The following is an 18222-nucleotide window of genomic DNA, read 5'->3' as shown; positions in this document are numbered from 1 at the left end:
AAATATGATGGACCGTGTAAGAGCGGTCGCACTCGGTAACAGCCCTGCTGATATTCTCTTGAAGAACGGCAGGGTTGTTGACGTGCTGACCGAAACAATTTACGAAGCTGATGTTGCTATTGCCGAGGGCGTGATTGCCGGCGTCGGCGGCTATGACAAGGCAGGAAAAATCATTGACCTGAAAGGCGCCTATGTTGCCCCCGGTCTGATTAATACGCATTGCCATGTTGAAAGCTCTATGGCTGTGCCTGAGCATTACTGCGCTGAGGAGCTGCGCTGGGGCGTAACCACGCTGATTACCGACCCGCATGAAATTGCTAACGTAGCAGGTGCGGCAGGCATTCACTATATGCTGGAGGCCGGCGGACAGATGCCGCTGAACTATTATGTGAACCTGCCGAGCTGCGTGCCTGCGACACGCTTTGAGCACAGCGGCTGCGTGATGGACGCACGCGATATGATTAAGCTAGTCAATGAGCCGGGTGTACTGGGCATGGGCGAGATGATGAACGTGCCGGGAGTTATTTATAATTCCGCCGAGGTACAGAAAAAGCTGGACCTGTTCCAAAGTTTGGGCCGTGTAATCGACGGCCACGCACCCTGCGTGCGTGACAAGGAGCTGGCTGCCTACGTTGCCAGCGGCATTGATACCGACCATGAGAGCATCAGCTGGGAAGAAGCGAAGGAAAAGCTGCGTAACGGTCTGGCAGTGCTGGTGCGCGAGGGCAGTGCTTCGCGTAATCTGACGGCAATTTTGCGCGGCGTTATTGATGAGGGCATTGATGTCAGCAGTCTGGCTTTCTGCACCGATGATAAGCATCTTGCCGATATCCGCCGCGAGGGCACTATCCGTCACTGCGTACAAATGGCGATAGAATTGGGCATGGAGCCGGTGCGTGCTTTGCGTCTGGCAACCATCAATGCTGCGCGTATTTACGGCCTGCGTCGCGTGGGTGCCGTTGCTCCCGGCTGGCAGGCGGATTTGGTAGTTTTTGATAACCTGCAAAGCCTTACGCCGCAGGCTGTTTTCCATAAGGGCATGGATGCACTCAAGGCCTGCGAAAAGATTACGCCTGTTACGCCCAATGTCAGCCTGCAGGGCAGCGTGAAGCCTGCAGCCTTTAGTGCCGATACCTTTGCTTTATCGCATTTTGCCGATGACAGGGAATATCCTGTTATCACTATGCTTCCCGGTGAAATCTTTACAGAGAAGAGTACTATTATGGGCAAGGATATTGCCTCTGCTTTGGAAAAAGGAGATGTGCACCTGATTGCCGTACTGGAAAGACACCACGGCACCGGTAATGTAGGCTTAGGCCTCTTGTGTGGTTACGGGCTGAAGGACGGCGCAGTAGCGACGACGGTGGCACACGATTCACACAACCTGATTGTTATCGGCACAAGTCCGGAAGCAATGAATGCTGCCGCTAAGGAGCTGGTTCGTGTACAGGGCGGTTATACCTTAGTCAGGGGCACCGAGGTTGTCGATACACTACCGCTGAATATTTGCGGCCTGATGAGCAGCGCACCTGCCGAAGAGCTTATCGGCAGTCTTGATGAGATTGCGGCCAAAGCACATGTGCAGGGAGTTTTAGACGGCATCGATCCGTTTATCAGCTTGAGCTTTATGGCGCTGCCTGTTATTCCCAAGCTGCGTATTACAGATATGGGCATGTTCGATACAGAGAAATTTGAATTTATAAAATAGAGATATTTGAGGGGAAAGATATGCATAAGCTTGTATCACAATTAGTTATTTACCGCAATCTGCCGACGGACAATTTGCTGGAGCCGTTGGCAGAAATCTGCGCTGAATTTGCAGCAGGTGATTATAACCGCGAGGAGCTGACAGCGGAAATTTATGAGCAGATACATAAACTGCTTGATATCGGCACTGTTTATGGCTTTGACAAAAATCTTTGGCATAACTATCTGGCTTTTTTACTGGTAAGCTGTGAAAATCCCTTTGCTATTACCTGTGAAAAGGTTGGTGCCTGCGAGGGCAGTGTCAACCGGTTTGCCAAGCATGACTTTAAAATTTTTCGGCAGCTGTTTGCCTATGATTTCAGTAAGCTGGAGCGTGCACTGGGGATTAACTGCTTTTCGCTAATCAGCAATTATCAGGCTGTGGTGAAGCAGGAGCGTCGTTACAACAAAAATATCAGTGAGAAAGTTCAGGCGCTCAGCACTGCTTTGGAAGGTGCTGCCGATGCTGATGAGTTTTTCGTCTGCGTTACCAAATTCTATCATGATTACGGCGTGGGCAAGCTTGGTCTGAACAAGGCCTTTCGCATAGCGCAGGCGCAGCAGGGCGAGCCGGAGCTGGTGCCGATATCTAATACGGAGCAGATTACCTTTGCTGACCTTATCGGTTATGAGGACCAGAAAAAGCGCTTGTTGGAAAATACGGAGGCTTTTGTAGCAGGTCACCCGGCAAATAACGTGCTGCTTTTCGGTGACAGTGGTACAGGCAAATCCAGCAGTATTAAGGCGCTTATCAACAAATATTATAATCAGGGCCTGCGGATGATAGAAATCTACAAGCATCAGTTCCGCGATTTATCGCAGGTAATTGCCCAAATTAAAAACCGCAACTACCGCTTTGTTATTTATATGGATGATTTGTCATTCGAGGAATTTGAAATCGAATACAAATATCTGAAGGCTATCATCGAAGGCGGTCTGGAGGTGCGTCCGGATAATATTTTGATTTACGCTACCTCTAACCGCAGACATCTGATTAATGAAACGTGGAAGGACCGCAACGATGTAACGCAGGAGGACGGAATCTATAAGTCGGATACGATGCAGGAAAAGCTTTCTCTGTTCAACCGCTTCGGCTGCACGATTTATTATGGACAGCCTACGCAGAAGGAATACTACAAAATTGTCTGCGAGCTGGCGAAAAAGCAGGGACTGGAGCTTGCTGACGACTTCCTTTGTGCCGAAGCGCGGAAATGGGAGCTGCATCACGGTGGCATTTCCGGACGTACGGCGCAGCAGTTTATTAATTATCTGCAGGGTGTTGCCGATTTTAGTAAAAAATAGCTTGCGTTTACTTGTAGGATATGTTACACTAATCTAGTGTTAATGCAAGCCGCTTTGCCAAGCAAGGCAGCTTCTAAATTATGAATATAATGTTCTTAGCAAAGAGAGGTGTAAAGAATGAAAGAAAAGATTCATCCGAATTACGGTGAAGTTACTGCTACCTGCGCATGTGGTGCAAGCTTCGTAACTGGTAGCACTAAAAAAGAATTACGCGTGGATGTTTGCTCTAAATGCCATCCATTCTTCACTGGTCAACAACGTAACGTAGCTGCTCGTGGTCGTATCGAGAAGTTCAACAAACGTTACAACAAAGAACAATAATCTATACAATAAGGCAGAGCTTGCACATGCGGGTTCTGCTTTATTTAGTTTTACGGAGTATATCTATGAGCACGAAAAAATTATCTGTAGGCGGACAAGCCGTAATTGAGGGCGTTATGATGCGCGGACCGCATAAGGTGGCCGTTGCCGTGCGCCAACCTGACGGAGAAATTGCCGTGGATGTAAATCCTGTCAACAGTATCCGTGATAAATATCCTATTTTGAAAAAACCGTTGCTTCGCGGCGTTATTGCTTTATTTGAATCATTATATGACGGCATCAAGGCCTTGGCCTATTCGGCACAGGTTTCAGGCGAAGAGGACGAGCAGCTGACGGGCAAGGAGATGGCGATGACTATTGCTACCTCCGTATTGCTGGCTGTCGGTCTGTTTATCGTTATCCCGACCTGGTCTATGCGTTTTCTGCATGAGCTGACTGAGGATCCGATGATGCTCAACCTGGCTGAGGGCGTGTTGCGTATGGCTATTTTTCTGGCCTATATTGCGGCTATTTCCTCGATGGAGGATATTCAGCGCGTATTCCAGTATCACGGTGCGGAGCACAAAACTATTTATACCTATGAGGCAGGCTTACCGCTGCGTGTAGAAAATGTGCGTCCGTTCAGTACGCTGCACCCGCGCTGCGGTACCAACTTTCTGATGATTGTCATGCTGATAAGCATGTTTATTTTTACCTTCCTGGGCTGGCCCAGCCTGCTGGAGCGTATTGCTTCCCGTGTAGTGCTGATGCCGGTAATTGCGGGCGTCAGCTATGAGATTATTCGTTTTGCCGGTGCGCATAACGATAATAAGCTGGTGCATATGGCAATTATGCCGGGACTTTTGCTGCAGAAGCTGACTACACGTCAGCCTGACGACAGCCAGATTGAGGTGGCAATTGCTTCGCTGAAGGCAGTGCTGCCGCCTGAAGAAATTATAGAGTAAAAGTGATTTTATAGGTTTGCAGGCTGATCTATGAGGCTCTCCTTGGGGAGAGCTGGCGCCCGTAGGGCGACTGAGAGGGGACTGCACTATTCTGTTTTTAAAATAACGTTATATTGAACACTTCGCTTGTAGGAGAGAATGTTTTCTTAACGAATCACTTTGAATTAAATTTATAAGACTAACATAACACTTGAGAGGAGAATTTCTAATGCTCGACAAATTGCAGGCACTAGAAGACAGATATTTAGACTTAGAGGCAAAAATCAGTGACCCCGAGGTTATTGCCGACCAGACCAACTGGCTGAAGGCTACCAAAGCGCATGCCAAACTGGAGCCGATTGTTACCGCTTATCGTGAATACCGCGATATGATTAAGGCTCGCGATGAGGCAGAGGAGCTGCTGGCAGCAGGCGATGATGAAGAGCTGGTGGAAATGGCTAAAGAGGAACTGAAGGAGCTCAAACCGCAGATTGAAGAATATGAGGAAAAGCTCACGATTCTTTTGCTGCCTTCCGACCCGAACGATGACAAAAACGTTATCGTGGAAATCCGCGGCGGTGCCGGCGGTGATGAGGCTGCGCTTTTTGCCGGTGTTCTCTTCCGTATGTATCTGCGTTATGCAGAAACCCGCGGCTGGCGTGTTGAAGTTATGGATTCCAACCCGACTGAGCTGGGCGGCTTTAAGGAGGTCGTTTTCCAGATCAGCGGCGACAGCGTTTACAGTCGTATGAAATTCGAAAGCGGCGTACACCGTGTACAACGCGTGCCGGAAACCGAATCTCAGGGACGCGTACACACCTCTACCGTTACCGTGGCTGTACTGCCGGAGGCTGAAGAGGTTGACGTAGAGATTAATCCTGCAGACCTGCGTGTCGATACCTATCGTGCAGGCGGTGCCGGTGGCCAGTACGTAAACAAAACCGAATCTGCAGTTCGTATTACCCATATTCCGACAGGCATTGTAGCACAGTGCCAGGATGAAAAATCTCAGCTGAAGAACCGTGAAAAATGTATGCGCGTATTGCGTGCGCGTATTTTGGAGCAGGCGCAGGAGGAGCAGCGTGCCGCTACTGCCGAGGACCGCAAAAGCCAGGTAGGCACCGGCGACCGCAGCGAGCGTATCCGCACCTACAATTATCCGCAGGGACGCGTTACCGACCACCGCATCGGTCTGACACTGCATAAGCTGGACAGCATTGTCAACGGTGATCTGGACGAGCTGCTGGGTGCGCTGATTACTGCTAAGCAAAGCGAACAATTACGGCAGGTGAAATAAAATGGATAAGCCGGTTTGGACGATTATGAAAATCTTAAACTGGACTAAGCAGCACTTTGAAGCAAAAGGCGTGGAAAATCCACGCCTTGACGCCGAAGTGCTGCTTTGTGCTGTCTTGAAATGTGAACGTATTAAGCTGTATACCGAGTTTGATAAGCCTTTAAGCGAGGAGGAACGTGACAAGATGCGCTCTTATGTAGAGCGCCGCGCTAAGCATGAGCCGCTGGCCTACATTATCGGTGAGCGCGCTTTTATGCGCAACAGCTTTAAGGTTACGCCTGCTACCCTGGTGCCGCGCCCGGAAACGGAGCTGCTGGTGGAAAGCCTGGTGAAGGCTGCGCCGATGCTGCGCGCAGACGGTGCCGTAAAGGCATTGGATATTGGTACCGGCAGCGGTGCAATTATCGTTTCGCTGCTTGATTATCTGCCTGCTGCCGTTGGCGTGGGCGTGGATATCAGCAACGAGGCTTTGGCAGTAGCGAAAGAAAACGCTGCCGCTATCGGCGTGGATAAGCGTGTGGCCTTCCGCCAAAGCGATTTGTTCAGCAACGTACCTGTGGAGAAAAAGTTTGATATCATCGTTTCGAATCCGCCGTATATTCCTGCTGCCGACATTGCGACGCTGGCGCAGGATGTACAGCAGGAGCCACGCACTGCACTTGACGGCGGTGCGGACGGACTTGATTTTTACCGCCGCATCTGTGCCGAAGCTGCGGAGCATCTGGCAGAAGATGGCTTGCTGGCGTTTGAAATTGGCATTGACCAAAGCGAAGCGGTGCAAAAGCTGTGCTTGGAGCATGGCTTTGCCAAAACTGCCGTGCGTATGGACTATGCAGGCATACCGCGCATGGTTTTTGCTTTAAAAGAAAAAGAGGGTGAGGATAAATATGAAAACCTCCTACTGGAAATTACAAAAGAACTCTGATAATCAAGAGATTATGCAGGAGGCAGCGGCACTGATCCGTGCGGGTGAGGTTGTATCGTTTCCGACGGAAACAGTTTACGGCCTGGGTGCGGATGGTCTGAATCCTGAGGCTGTAGCCAAGATTTTTGCTGCTAAGGGCAGACCTAACGATAATCCGTTGATTCTGCATATCGCTAAAAAGGAAGATATTGCGCAGCTGACTACCGGTTTGAATGCTAATGCCAAAAAGCTTATGGAGCATTTTTGGCCGGGACCGCTGACACTGATTGTCAATAAATCTGCTATTGTGCCTGACGCTGTAAGCGCAGGACTGGAAACTGTCGCTGTACGCTTCCCATCTAATAAATTCGCTCAGGATTTTATCCGTGCCTGCGGTTGTCCAATCGCGGCGCCGTCGGCTAATATTTCCGGTCGCCCGAGCCCGACGAACGCGCAGGATGTGCTGGAGGATATGCAGGGCAAAATTGCCGGTATGCTTGATGGCGGCAACTGCGGCATTGGTCTGGAATCCACCGTGGTGGATACAACGAGCGCTGTTCCCACTATCCTGCGACCGGGCGGCATTACCTATGAAATGCTGACGGAGGTTATGGGTGCGGTAGAAATCGACCCGGCGCTGCAGGGAGATAAAAACTTTAAGCCCAAGGCACCGGGGATGAAGTACCGTCATTATGCTCCGAAAGCACCTGTTTACCTGTTTGAGGGTGCAGCCTGCGAGCGTCTGCCGCAGGTTATTGCCAAGGCTCTGGCTGAAGGCAAAACCGTCGGCGTGCTGTGCGGACGTGAGCTGGAAAGCGAGCTGGCAGAGCTTGTCGAAAAGCAGCAGCTGCAGCTTTCCTGCTGGGGCGACAGCCGCGAGCAGCTGGCGGCGGATTTATTCTACCTGCTGCGCGATTTTGACCGTACCTGTCCGGATGTCATCCTCGCCGAAGGCGTAGAGGAGGACGGCCTGGGACTGGCAATCATGAACCGCCTGCGTAAGGCTGCGGGCTATCAGATCATAACGTTGGAAAACGGTAGCCTGCATTTAAAAAATAATATAAATTTACCGTCATTTATGTTACAATAAAGGTTAAAGATAATCCCGGCATTAAAAAGCAGGAGAGGAGAAGATTATTTATGAAAATTGCAATGGCTTGTGATCATGGTGGCTTCCATTTAAAGGAGCATATCAAAAAATATTTAGAGGATAAAGGCATCGAGGTTGTTGACCATGGCACCTACAGCGAAGATTCCGTAGATTATCCCGATTATGCTGCTAAGCTGTGTGAGGATATTACCAGCGGTGCCAGCGGTGCGCAAAAGGGCATCCTGATTTGCGGTACCGGTATCGGCATTTCTATCGCTGCCAATAAATGCAAGGGTATTCGCGCTGCTCTGTGCGGTGATGTTTTCTCCGCTAAAATGTGCCGTGAGCATAACAATGCCAACGTGCTCTGCATGGGCGAGCGTGTTCTGGGCGTAGGTCTGGCAGAAATGATTACCGATGCTTGGCTGGAAACCGAATTTGCCGGTGGTCGTCATGAACGCCGTGTAAATAAAATCATGGATTTGGAAGCAAAATAATCGTCTTTGCGTCGCAGCCTAAACGATTTTTGCGTTTCTGAAAATAAACAGAAAAGAAGTAAAGCAACAATGGAAACAAATATGCAAATAGCTAAGGAGCTGGCAGCAGCTGCTGAAGAGCTCATTAGTATAGCAAAGCCTAAAAAGGGACAGATTTTCGTGCTTGGCTGCAGCACCAGCGAAGTGCTCGGCAACAAAATCGGCACCGGCGGCAGCAGTGAAACAGCTGTTGCTATGTTCAAGGCGCTGAAGGCAGTGTGCGATGCACACGAGCTTTATCTTGCCGTACAATGCTGTGAGCATCTCAACCGTTCCTTAGTAGTGGAGGCAGAAACAGCCGAACGCTACAATCTTGAGGAGGTTACCGTGCGTCCGGTGGCTCATGCCGGCGGCGCTATGGCAACTGCTGCCTACGAAAATTTTGCTGAACCTGTAGTGGTAGAAAAAATTTCTGCCCATCTTGGTATTGATATTGGCCAGACGCTCATCGGCATGCATCTCAAACGAGTTGCTGTACCTGTACGCCTGCAATATAAAAAAATTGGCGAAGCAGTGCTGACTGCCGCTAAAACCCGTCCGCCGTTAATTGGGGGACCGCGTGCCCAATATCTGGAAAATCGCCCATAAGGCACCATCTGCGTCTTTTAGTAGAGCAGAATTTCTGAGCGCTTATCCACAACCTGTGGATAAAACTGGTTGATATTTAATGTTTTATTTTTAGGAGGGACTTAAAATGAATCTGGAAAAACTTAGCGTAGTTGATCCTGAGCTGAAAGGTTACATTGATGCGGAGCTTAACCGCCAACGTGACAAAATCGAACTGATTGCATCCGAAAACATCGTTACTCCCGCAGTAATGGAGGCTATGGGCAGCGTACTGACCAATAAGTATGCTGAAGGCTATCCCGGTCACCGTTATTATGGCGGCTGTGAATATGTTGATAAGGTTGAAACTTTGGCTATTGAACGTGCCAAAAAATTATTCCATGCTGAATATGCTAACGTACAGGCTCACTGCGGTGCCAGCACCAATCTGACCGTGTACTTTGCTTTCTTGAAACCCGGCGATACCATTATGGGTATGGACCTGTCCCAAGGCGGTCACCTGAGCCATGGATCCCCGGTAAATATTTCCGGTACTTATTTCAATGTTGTGCATTATGGCGTTAATCCGGAAACCGAGCTGCTTGATTACGATGCAATGGACAAGCTGGCTAAAGAGCATCATCCGAAGCTGATTGTTGCCGGTGCCAGCGCTTATCCGCGTATTATCGATTTCAAACGCATCGCTGATATTGCTCATGCTAACGGTGCTTTGCTGCTGGTTGATATGGCACACATCGCCGGTCTGGTTGCAGCAGGCCTGCATCCGTCTCCGGTTCCGTATGCGGACATCGTAACTACTACCACCCACAAAACTCTGCGTGGTCCTCGCGGCGGTCTGATTCTGACCAACAATGAGGAATATGCCAAGAAAATCAACAAGGCTATTTTCCCCGGCATCCAGGGTGGCCCGCTGATGCACGTTATTGCTGCTAAGGCTGTTGCTTTTGGCGAAGCTCTGAAGCCTGAATTCAGAGAGTACGCAGAAAACATTGTTAAGAATGCCAAGGCCTTTGCCGAAGGCTTGAAGGCTGAAGGCTTCCGTCTTGTTTCCGGCGGTACCGACAACCATCTGATTCTGGTTGATGTGCGCAACAAAAACCTGACCGGTAAGGAAGCAGAAAAGCTGCTGGATAATATTGGCATTACCTGCAATAAAAATACTATTCCGTTTGATCCTGCCAGCCCGTTTGTAACCAGCGGCATCCGTCTGGGTACTCCGGCTGCTACTACCCGCGGCTTCAAAGAAGAGGACTTCAAAGAGGTTGCGGCTATCATGGGCCTGGTGCTCAATAACCCTGAAGATACTGATAAGCATGCAGAGGCTGCCAAACGCGTTGCAGCACTGTGCGCTAAGTATCCGTTATATACTAATTTATAATTAAGACGACCGATAAAGCTTTATCCGCTTCGTCTTAATAAGAAAAGGAGCGATATATCCAATGCAAATCAATGTAGTAAACCATCCTTTGCTGCAAGCAAAAATGACTATCCTGCGTGACAAGGATACCAAGAGCGTAACCTTCCGCCACATCATCAGTGAGGTTGCAGCGCTGCTGACCTTTGAAACTACCAGAGATTTACCTGTGGAAGAAGTAAAGGTTACCACTCCGCTGTGCGAAACCACCGGTTGCCGTATTAAAGGCAGTGTCACTGTTGTGCCTATCCTGCGTGCAGGCCTGGGCTTTATGGAGGGCGTACTCAGTGTTATTCCCGAAGCTAATGTTGGTCATATCGGCATGAGCCGTAACGAAAAAACTCTGTTGCCGATGGAGTATTACTGCAAGCTGCCTGCGGATATGGACGCTTATACTATTGTTGTTGACCCGATGCTGGCAACCGGCGGCAGTGCTATTGCTGCTATTGACCAGCTCAAAAAGCGCGGCATGAAGAACCTGCGCTTCATGTGCCTCGTTGCTGCTCCCGAAGGTGTAGAAAAGCTGAATGCAGCACATCCTGATGTGCCTATCTACACTGTTGTGCTTGATGACCATCTCAATGAGCATGGCTACATCGTTCCGGGCTTAGGCGATGCAGGCGACAGAATTTTTGGTACGGTATAAAAAATTATGGAACGCAAAACAAGACCCGGCTGGGATGATTACTTTATGGAGATTGCCAGAGTAGTCAGCAGCCGTTCAACCTGTATGCGCCGCAGTGTCGGCGCGGTAATCGTCAAAAATAAACAGATTGTAGCGACAGGCTATAACGGTACGCCTAAGGATTTGCCTCACTGCGAGGTTACGGGCTGCCTGCGCGAGCAGCTGCATGTGCCTTCCGGGCAGATGCACGAGCTGTGCCGCGGTATTCACGCAGAGCAGAATGCTGTTGTGCAGGCTGCCTATCATGGTGTGTCTGTCAACGGTGGTACGATTTATTGTACGCATCAGCCCTGTGTGGTCTGCACCAAGATTTTGATTAACGCAGGCATTAAGCGCATTGTTTATGCTAATCCTTATCCGGATAAGCTGGCGGAGGATATGATGGCTGCATCGGGAATTGAAATCTGCGTACTGGATAAGAAGTAAATATGCTGTAAAAAAGCACTGCTCACATTTCCTTACGGGAAATGCAGAGCAGTGCTTTGCTTTTGTTGCTTATTTTACTTTGACATAGGTAACGCCTGCGGCGTAGCAGTCAAGCTCGTAGGGCTGGTACATCAAATAAAGATGACCGTCCTCAGTGATGATATAATCCTTGCTTACTTTGAAGTTGTCGATGTCATCAATAAACGGCGCTTCGCTGACGGTCTTCAAATCTGCACAGTAAATGGGCAGCTTTTTAGCCTTGATATCCTGCTTCAGCTGCTCGGCGTTCAGCTTTTCTATGAAGCGTGTGTAGGGAACACGCTTGCCGGTAGCCTTGTCGTAAACGATGCCGTGCGTATAGTACATACCATGTGCAGCCTTATCATAATAGTACCAGGTGTTGAAGGTGAGGCAGACAAACTGGTCATTTTCGTAAATCACCTCATAATTGCTGCCGACAGCACGCATATCCGGATGGCGCAAATCTTTACGCGATTTGTTGACCATTTTTTGGATATCGCGATTCATGCGCTGTGCTGCCTGCGGATTTTCCTGCGTGAAAACAGGATATTTATAGTCAAAGCGGTCGCCCTTGTCGACTTCGGTTTGCTGCGCAGCCGACGCACCTGCTGCTACCGCCATCGCCAAGAATAACGTGAGAAGAGTTTTTTTCATTCGTATTTCCCCCTTTGTAGGAATTGTATTTGGTACTAATATAGTATAAAATAAAAGGGTATCTGTAAAGATGCCTGAGCGGGGGAAGTGTAAAATCTTTGTAGCCTGCGCAGGAAGTATTTGTAAACTTGAGGGGATATTGAAAATGTTAGGAACAATCGTTAATGTAAGTGCAATTTTAACCGGCTCTGTAATCGGCAGCTTTCTCAGCAGAGGTGTTAACGAACGCTATAAAACAGCGCTTTTCGACGGCCTTGGTCTGGCAACCGTAGGCTTGGGAGCGAATGCCTTTGTCAGCAATATGCCGAAAACAACCTACCCGGTATTATTTATCGCCAGCATCGCCATTGGTACGGTGATAGGAACCTGGCTGGATATAGACGGCCGTTTTCACAAGCTTTTGGCAAGCGCTAAGAGTGGCAGCAAGCTGGCGGAAGGACTTTCAACCGCTATTTTGCTGTTCTGCATCGGCACGCTTTCTATTTTGGGGCCGATTGAAAGCAGGCTCAACGGCAACAATACCTATCTGTATACCAACGCGACGCTTGATTTTGTTTCGTCGATTATTCTTGGCTCGGCCTATGGCATTGGCATTACGGCGGCGGCCTTGGTGCTGCTGTTGTGGCAGGGTAGCATTTATCTTTTCGCCGGAGTAATTGCGCCCTATATGACGTCGGCGCTGATGGGCGAAATCTCCGTTTTGGGAGGCATTTTTCTGATGAGCAGTGGCCTGGGGATTTTGCAGCTGCGTGATTGCAAAACGCTTAATATGCTGCCGGCGCTTGTCGTGCCGCCGATTTTTTACGCACTGATGGCAGCAGTAAGATGATTTTTTAGAGTTCATCAAAACGATGCAAAGTTCACAGATTATCCATTGACTAATCAGTCAGTTCGCCTTATAATAAGCTCATCAGTTAGCAATCCCACTGACTGATACATAATACCCCTTTTCTTTTATACATCCTTTCACAACATCAACCCTCTGAAAGCAGCAGTGCCGAACGCATGGCACTGCTGTTTTTTTTATTTATGCGGAGAAAAACATAGCGCAAGCAAAATTGAAAGTATACTTACGATTTTTGGCGAATTTCTGAAAGTATACTTTCAATTTTTCGGGAATTTTCGGAAGTATACTTTAAAAAGAGGCAATGTTATTCTTTTCTGCCAAGCTTAAAAGGTAGCAGAAGGCGTAGGCAGGGATGCGCAAAAGCTGCTTGCCATCAGGTGTGTCATGTACACCATAATCGTCCTGGCGCTTAGTAATAATTATGCCAAGCTCGGCTTTGCCTGCAAGGGTACAGATAGCGTCATTGTTGCTGATGGGTGCTTGCTCACGATATTTTACTTCAATCAAAATATCTTTATTAGCAGGATATTCAGCAACGACATCTATTTCTTTTTCCGAACCGGCAGCACGATAATAGCCTACGCTAGTAGCCTTGCGATAACAGAAGGTTTTAACATGCTTATAAATAGTTGTTTCTACAATTTTACCCATTTCTGCAGCATTTGTGAGCAGGTCATCATTCATCAGCACGGCATTACGTATAGCTGCATCAGCAATATAGATTTTTGGCTTGCTTTTAAGAATTTTTTTGCCTTCGATATGGACAGGATTACTGATGTAGATTAAATTAGCACTTTCCAGGTAGCGGACATAATTTTCCACAGTAGGGCGCGATACACCATTCAGCTCTTTGGCAATACTGTCATAGGAAACGATTTCAGAGGAAACGTTGCACAGGTAGAGAAAGATGCGCTCCAATTCCAGGGGATTACGGATATTATACAGGGCTGGTAAATCTCGCTTTAAAACCTTGTCTACAATGTCTTCACGCATAATCTGCTGCGCAAAAAAATCGTCCTCAGCTAAAGCAAGCTCAGGAAAGCCACCAACAAGAAGATAGCGGTTAAAGTGCAGTCGGAGGCTTTCTAATTTGAGCATAATATTGGTACGCTCGGCTTGAGTCATCGACAGCAGCTGCGAAAGCAGCAGATTTTCGGGAAGATTTGTGATACTGATGCCGATGAGTGAACAATACTCATAAAAAGAAAGCGTTGGCACCTGAATTACAGACCAGCGGCCAGCACCGCTTTCTGTGCTGCCCTTTACCAGAGCCGGGCTTGCAGAACCGGTTGCGATAACCTTGCTTTCAGGCTGTGTGTCGTAGATGATTTTTAACCAACCGGGCCAATCAGCAGCATATTGGATTTCATCAAAAAAGTAATAAACATCTTTGTCAGGATGAATATTTTCGTGATAGCATTCTAATATGGCATCCATGCTGCTTAATTTCAAAATAGGATGATCTAGGGAGATAAAAACGATTTGCTCAGGCGCAACACCCTGCTTCAGTAAATTATCGATAACCTGATATATAATGGTTGTTTTACCGACACGTCTGGCACCGGAAAGAATGACGTTGCGACGTATAGTAGTATGAGAAATTTTTTCCAGTGTTTCATAATAGGAAATTCGTTTATAGCTTTTAAGAAATGCAGGGGCTACTGCACCAGTTTTCCACCAAGGGTTGAAGCCTGCAAGGACTTTTAAAATATTTTCTTGCTTAATAATAGCCATAATATCACCGCCTTACAATTCTATTATAACCCACTCAAAAACACAGCACAAGCAAAATTGAAAGTATACTTACGATTTTTGACGAATTTCTGAAAGTATACTTTAAATTTTTCGAGAATTTTCGGAAGTATACTTTAAAACGCGTTAAAAATGACTTTGGCAAGTGTTTTACTACAACGCTGGCAGGCCTGTGCAAGGCGCTGTCTGGTCTTTGTAAACATTCTTACTAGGAATAATTCTTATTCTATTAAAAATTTTCTGAAAAAGACTCTTGACTAGGTAGTCACCCGCCATTATAATATAAGTATGATTTAGATTAGAGTAAGTCAAAAAACGAAATACTCCAATCTATGATTTCACCCCTTGATTATGAAATCCTTGAAACAGGCGAAGCTCGTGCGTGGTAGAGGAAACAAGGCAACTCTTACCGGACTTGCAGGCGGGAACTTGCGAAGGATTTTGTAATAAATAAAAATCTCTTAAGATAAGAGGAGGAAATTACAATGAAAAAATCCTTAGTACTCGCAATGGCAATGGCTCTTGGTGTAACCGCATCTGCTTACGCTGCTAACCCGTTCTCTGACGTTCCTGCTGGTCACTGGGCTTATGACAGCATCAACAAACTGGCTGCTGCTGGCGTAATCGAAGGCTACGGCGACTCCACCTTCGGTGGCGACAAGCTGATGACTCGTTATGAAATGGCTCAAATCGTTGCTAAAGCAATGGCAAAAGGCGCTAACGTTGACAAGCTGGCTGCTGAATTCGCTGACGAGCTGGATAACCTGGGCGTTCGTGTTGCTAACCTGGAGAAAAAAGCTGACAATGTAAAGATTACCGGTGAAATCCGTGCTCATTACGAAGACTACAAAGATACCGCTGACAAAGATAACTCCAAACTGCGTTCTCGTATTTGGATTAAAGGCCAAGTAAACGATGATTGGTCTTACACTGCAATGCTGCAAAACGAGCAAACATTTGTAAAAGATGGTAACAGCGATAACAAAGGCGATGAGGATACTAAATTCCAACGTGCATTTGTAAACGGCCGTCTGGGTGGCCTGGCTGTTGAAGCTGGTCGTAACAATGCTGCTATTTTCGGCGGTGAAATCCTTTCCCACCGTGCTGACCGCGTTAAAGCTACTTATGGCAAAGACGTAAAACTGGCTGCTGAATTTGGTAAACTGTCCAGCACTGATAAAGGTTGCTTGGCTGATGACTACTATGCAATTTCTCTGAGCGGTAAAGTTGGTGCTTTGGGCTTAGAAGCTGTTTATGTAGACGTTGATAAAGATGAAAACCTGAAAGACGTTGCTGGCAATAAACTTGACAACAAGATTTGGGCTGTTGGCGCTAACTATGCATTCGATAAGAATGTTGGCCTGAAAGCTGGCTACCTGAAGGGTGATGTTGAAAACGCTAAAGGTGAAGATGACGGCTGGTATGCAGCTCTGAACTACAAAGGCGCTAAAGCTGCTAAGGTTGGTTCCTTCGGCGCATATGTAGGCTACTATGACCTGGCTGCTTCCACCATGATCTCCAACGGCTGGAACACCGGTTTTGCTAACGACCTGCGTAAAAAACATGATGGTTTCGAAGGCTGGAAAGCTGGCGTAAACTACACCTTCGCTAAGAACATCGTTGGTACCGTTGAGTATGTTGACCTGGACGCTAAAGACGATTCCAATGCTGACGACAAGACTCTGTGGTCTCAAGTTGTATTCACTTTCTAATTTAAGTAATACACAACAACTTAACATTTAACACGCGCGTATAAGAAGACGGCCGCCCGGAAGGGCGGTCGTTTTTTGATGTGTGAGTGCCCTCCTTTTTAGGTTCGCAAAGCGCAACAGTCACCCCCTTTAGTCGCCTACGGCGACAGTTCCCCCAAGGGGGAACCAAGAATTAAAGCGAATGGCAGTGCTCTGACTTAGGCTAATAAGTCAAGCTATCGAAAGGAAAGTGTGCTATAAGGGGGGGGGGGGAGGAGAGGGGCGAGGGGGGGGGGAGGGGGGGAAACAAGGCTGTGTCCCCCTTTAGTCGCCTACGGCGACAGTTCCCCCAAGGGAGAACCAAGAATTAACGTGAATGGCAGTGTTCTGACTTAGGTTAATAAGCCAAGCTATCGAAAGGAAAGTGTGCTATAATCAAATAAAGCTCGAAAGAATATGAAGCAAGCGCTTAAGACTTGCCTGCCCCTTGGGGAAGGTGTCTGCGAGCGAAGCAAGCAGACGGAAGGGGGATGTTACATTGGATTCATATTATAGAGAACGTAATATTAAACTTGTGCCGGTAGCTAAAAATAATAGGAAGAATATGACACCTCAAGAAAGACAATTGTGGTACTGCTATTTGTCTAAGCATAGATTACATTGGCAAAGACAACGAGTCATAAGTGGGTTCATCGTTGACTTCTACTGCCACGCAGCCAAACTTGTTATAGAAATAGATGGCAAGCAGCATTATACGGAACAGGGAATAGCCTATGATACGGAACGTACGCAGGTTTTACAGGGATATGGCTTAAAGGTATTGCGTTATACCAACCAGCAGTTGGAATGCAATTTTCAAGAGGTATGTTGGGATATAGAAAAGAATTTACTCTAATGACTCCCCAGTCAGAAAATTTTTAGCAAACACTGTATTTTTCTATAGATTTATGTTAAAATATACCTATATTCTGCATTACTTTAATGCGTCTGGAGGAATAAAAATGAAAAAGGTTTTACGTTATTTATTGATGACTGTTATGGCTATCTGCTTCAGCATCCCCTGCTTTGGTGCAGCTGAAGCTGCAAGCGTTGCCCTGCTGCCTTTGATTAACAACGTTGAAGGCGGAGACGAACTGGCAAATCAGGTTTTCTACAAAAACGCTCTTGCTGTACTGAACAGCAAAAAAGGCTTTGTAGTAGTAGAAAACGACAAGCTGACCGCTGTTATTAATGATGCTAAGATTGGCAACAAGGTTCCCAGTGCTGCAACTCTGGAAAAAATTGCTAAAGATGGCGATGTTGACATCGTTATCGCTGTTCAATTGGACAAGCTGGATGACAAAGCTATCGATTCCAGCGAAGAGCGTAAACTGCAAATCGACCTGCAAGGCTATGCAGTTGCTTACAACAAGCTCACCGGTAAAGCTTATGAGCATCGCATTTACAGCGATAAAACCATTCCTGAAGCTCTGACCAGCCGTTGGGATTGGACTCATGAAGAATTTGGCCGTGCAGTACGCATCGAAGTAGACCGTGCTCTGCGTGTTAAATAATTCATAGCTTAATTTTAGTTTAAACACCAAGCCGCTTCTGTAAATTTTGCAGAGGCGGTTTTTGTATTGCGAGTAAATAGCTTCAAAGGAAAAATATCATACAAATGATTATTAGAAAAGAAGAGCTTCTTTATTTGCCGAATTTAAGAAAAATTTGTGAAACCCTTGTAGTATAGTTATAAACGTGGTACAATAAGCATATGAAAAAATGCTTATGCTAACTGCTGAGGGCAGCGAAAAACGCAGACTGCAAAGAGTATGGTAGAGGAAACAAGGCAACTCTTACTGAAAGCTGCGGCGAGCCGAGTATCAAAGCCAAGGCGAAGAAGCATAGCAGAGTTTTTCAAATGTATTTTCCTAAAGGAGGAAATTAAAATGAAAAAATCTTTAGTATTAGCTATGGCTATGGCTCTGGGCGTAACTGCTTCCGCTTACGCTGCTAACCCGTTCTCTGACGTTCCTGCTGGTCACTGGGCTTATGACAGCATCAACA

The 18222-nt window shown here is 47.2% G+C and carries 18 protein-coding genes; 16 read left to right on the top strand and 2 right to left on the bottom strand.

The features are described 5' to 3' along the window. The first annotated feature begins 4 nt into the window (after positions 1-4). The 12 genes from ade (at position 5) to BN587_RS06130 (ending at position 11211) form a co-directional block, all read left to right on the top strand. Positions 5-1708: an adenine deaminase gene (gene ade, locus BN587_RS06185; protein ID WP_021720277.1), complete on the top strand. Its 1704-nt coding sequence runs from the start codon at positions 5-7 to the stop codon at positions 1706-1708. A 20-nt stretch (positions 1709-1728) separates the two neighbouring features. After that, the gene (locus BN587_RS06180) at positions 1729-3048 is read left to right on the top strand and encodes an ATP-binding protein (protein ID WP_021720276.1); all 1320 of its coding nucleotides are present in this window, start codon (positions 1729-1731) and stop codon (positions 3046-3048) included. A 117-nt stretch (positions 3049-3165) separates the two neighbouring features. Then, a complete protein-coding gene (rpmE, locus tag BN587_RS06175) occupies positions 3166-3369 on the top strand; it encodes a 50S ribosomal protein L31 (protein WP_021720275.1) in 204 nt (67 codons plus the stop codon). Positions 3370-3434: 65 nt separating this feature from the next. Next, entirely contained in the window at positions 3435-4313 is an 879-nt protein-coding gene (locus BN587_RS06170; RefSeq protein WP_021720274.1) for a DUF1385 domain-containing protein, read from the top strand. 208 nt (positions 4314-4521) lie between these two features. Beyond that, positions 4522-5589 carry a peptide chain release factor 1 gene (gene prfA / locus BN587_RS06165; protein ID WP_009146079.1) on the top strand — a complete coding sequence of 356 codons (1068 nt, stop codon included), beginning with the start codon at positions 4522-4524 and terminating at the stop codon, positions 5587-5589. 1 nt (position 5590) lies between these two features. Beyond that, a complete protein-coding gene (gene prmC / locus BN587_RS06160) occupies positions 5591-6514 on the top strand; it encodes a peptide chain release factor N(5)-glutamine methyltransferase (protein WP_021720273.1) in 924 nt (307 codons plus the stop codon). Beyond that, positions 6477-7583, top strand: a complete 1107-nt coding sequence (locus tag BN587_RS06155) for an L-threonylcarbamoyladenylate synthase (protein ID WP_021720272.1) — start codon at positions 6477-6479, stop codon at positions 7581-7583. The genes prmC and BN587_RS06155 overlap by 38 nt, the downstream gene beginning before the upstream one ends. A gap of 50 nt (positions 7584-7633) precedes the next feature. Beyond that, positions 7634-8080, top strand: coding sequence for a ribose 5-phosphate isomerase B (gene rpiB / locus BN587_RS06150; protein WP_021720271.1), 447 nt, complete (start codon positions 7634-7636; stop codon positions 8078-8080). A 69-nt stretch (positions 8081-8149) separates the two neighbouring features. Then, positions 8150-8707, top strand: coding sequence for a TIGR01440 family protein (locus BN587_RS06145; RefSeq protein ID WP_044484417.1), 558 nt, complete (start codon positions 8150-8152; stop codon positions 8705-8707). Positions 8708-8813: 106 nt separating this feature from the next. After that, positions 8814-10064 (top strand): serine hydroxymethyltransferase, encoded by a 1251-nt coding sequence (gene glyA / locus BN587_RS06140; protein ID WP_021720269.1) that lies wholly within the window; start codon positions 8814-8816, stop codon positions 10062-10064. A 61-nt stretch (positions 10065-10125) separates the two neighbouring features. Continuing rightward, complete coding sequence (gene upp / locus BN587_RS06135; RefSeq protein ID WP_021720268.1) at positions 10126-10746, top strand: uracil phosphoribosyltransferase; 621 nt, start codon at positions 10126-10128, stop codon at positions 10744-10746. Between the two features lie 6 nt (positions 10747-10752). Next, complete coding sequence (locus tag BN587_RS06130; RefSeq protein ID WP_021720267.1) at positions 10753-11211, top strand: deoxycytidylate deaminase; 459 nt, start codon at positions 10753-10755, stop codon at positions 11209-11211. Positions 11212-11280: 69 nt separating this feature from the next. On the opposite strand, the gene BN587_RS06125 is transcribed toward BN587_RS06130, so the two are convergent. Further along, positions 11281-11886, bottom strand: a complete 606-nt coding sequence (locus BN587_RS06125; protein ID WP_021720266.1) for a DUF3298 and DUF4163 domain-containing protein — start codon at positions 11884-11886, stop codon at positions 11281-11283. A gap of 145 nt (positions 11887-12031) precedes the next feature. Between BN587_RS06125 and BN587_RS06120 the strand changes: the two genes are divergently transcribed. Beyond that, positions 12032-12715, top strand: a complete 684-nt coding sequence (locus BN587_RS06120) for a DUF554 domain-containing protein (protein ID WP_044484414.1) — start codon at positions 12032-12034, stop codon at positions 12713-12715. 306 nt (positions 12716-13021) lie between these two features. Here BN587_RS06120 and BN587_RS06115 read toward each other — a convergent pair whose 3' ends face one another. Then, entirely contained in the window at positions 13022-14467 is a 1446-nt protein-coding gene (locus BN587_RS06115) for an ATP-binding protein (protein WP_021720264.1), read from the bottom strand. Positions 14468-14970: 503 nt separating this feature from the next. On the opposite strand from BN587_RS06115, the gene BN587_RS06110 reads away from it, so the two are divergent. The 3 genes from BN587_RS06110 (at position 14971) to BN587_RS06100 (ending at position 17729) form a co-directional block, all read left to right on the top strand. After that, on the top strand, positions 14971-16197 hold the full coding sequence (locus tag BN587_RS06110) for an S-layer homology domain-containing protein (RefSeq protein WP_021720263.1): 1227 nt from the start codon (positions 14971-14973) through the stop codon (positions 16195-16197). A 517-nt stretch (positions 16198-16714) separates the two neighbouring features. Beyond that, on the top strand, positions 16715-17071 hold the full coding sequence (locus BN587_RS06105) for an endonuclease domain-containing protein (RefSeq protein WP_044484412.1): 357 nt from the start codon (positions 16715-16717) through the stop codon (positions 17069-17071). 106 nt (positions 17072-17177) lie between these two features. Continuing rightward, a complete protein-coding gene (locus tag BN587_RS06100; RefSeq protein WP_021720261.1) occupies positions 17178-17729 on the top strand; it encodes a hypothetical protein in 552 nt (183 codons plus the stop codon). The last annotated feature ends 493 nt before the right edge of the window (positions 17730-18222 follow it).

The organism is Phascolarctobacterium succinatutens CAG:287 (genome assembly GCF_000434895.1).
Taxonomy (GTDB): domain Bacteria; phylum Bacillota; class Negativicutes; order Acidaminococcales; family Acidaminococcaceae; genus Phascolarctobacterium_A; species Phascolarctobacterium_A succinatutens_A.
The sequence above is the reverse complement of the archived record's forward strand: the minus strand, read 5'-3'. Positions and strand labels throughout refer to the sequence as shown.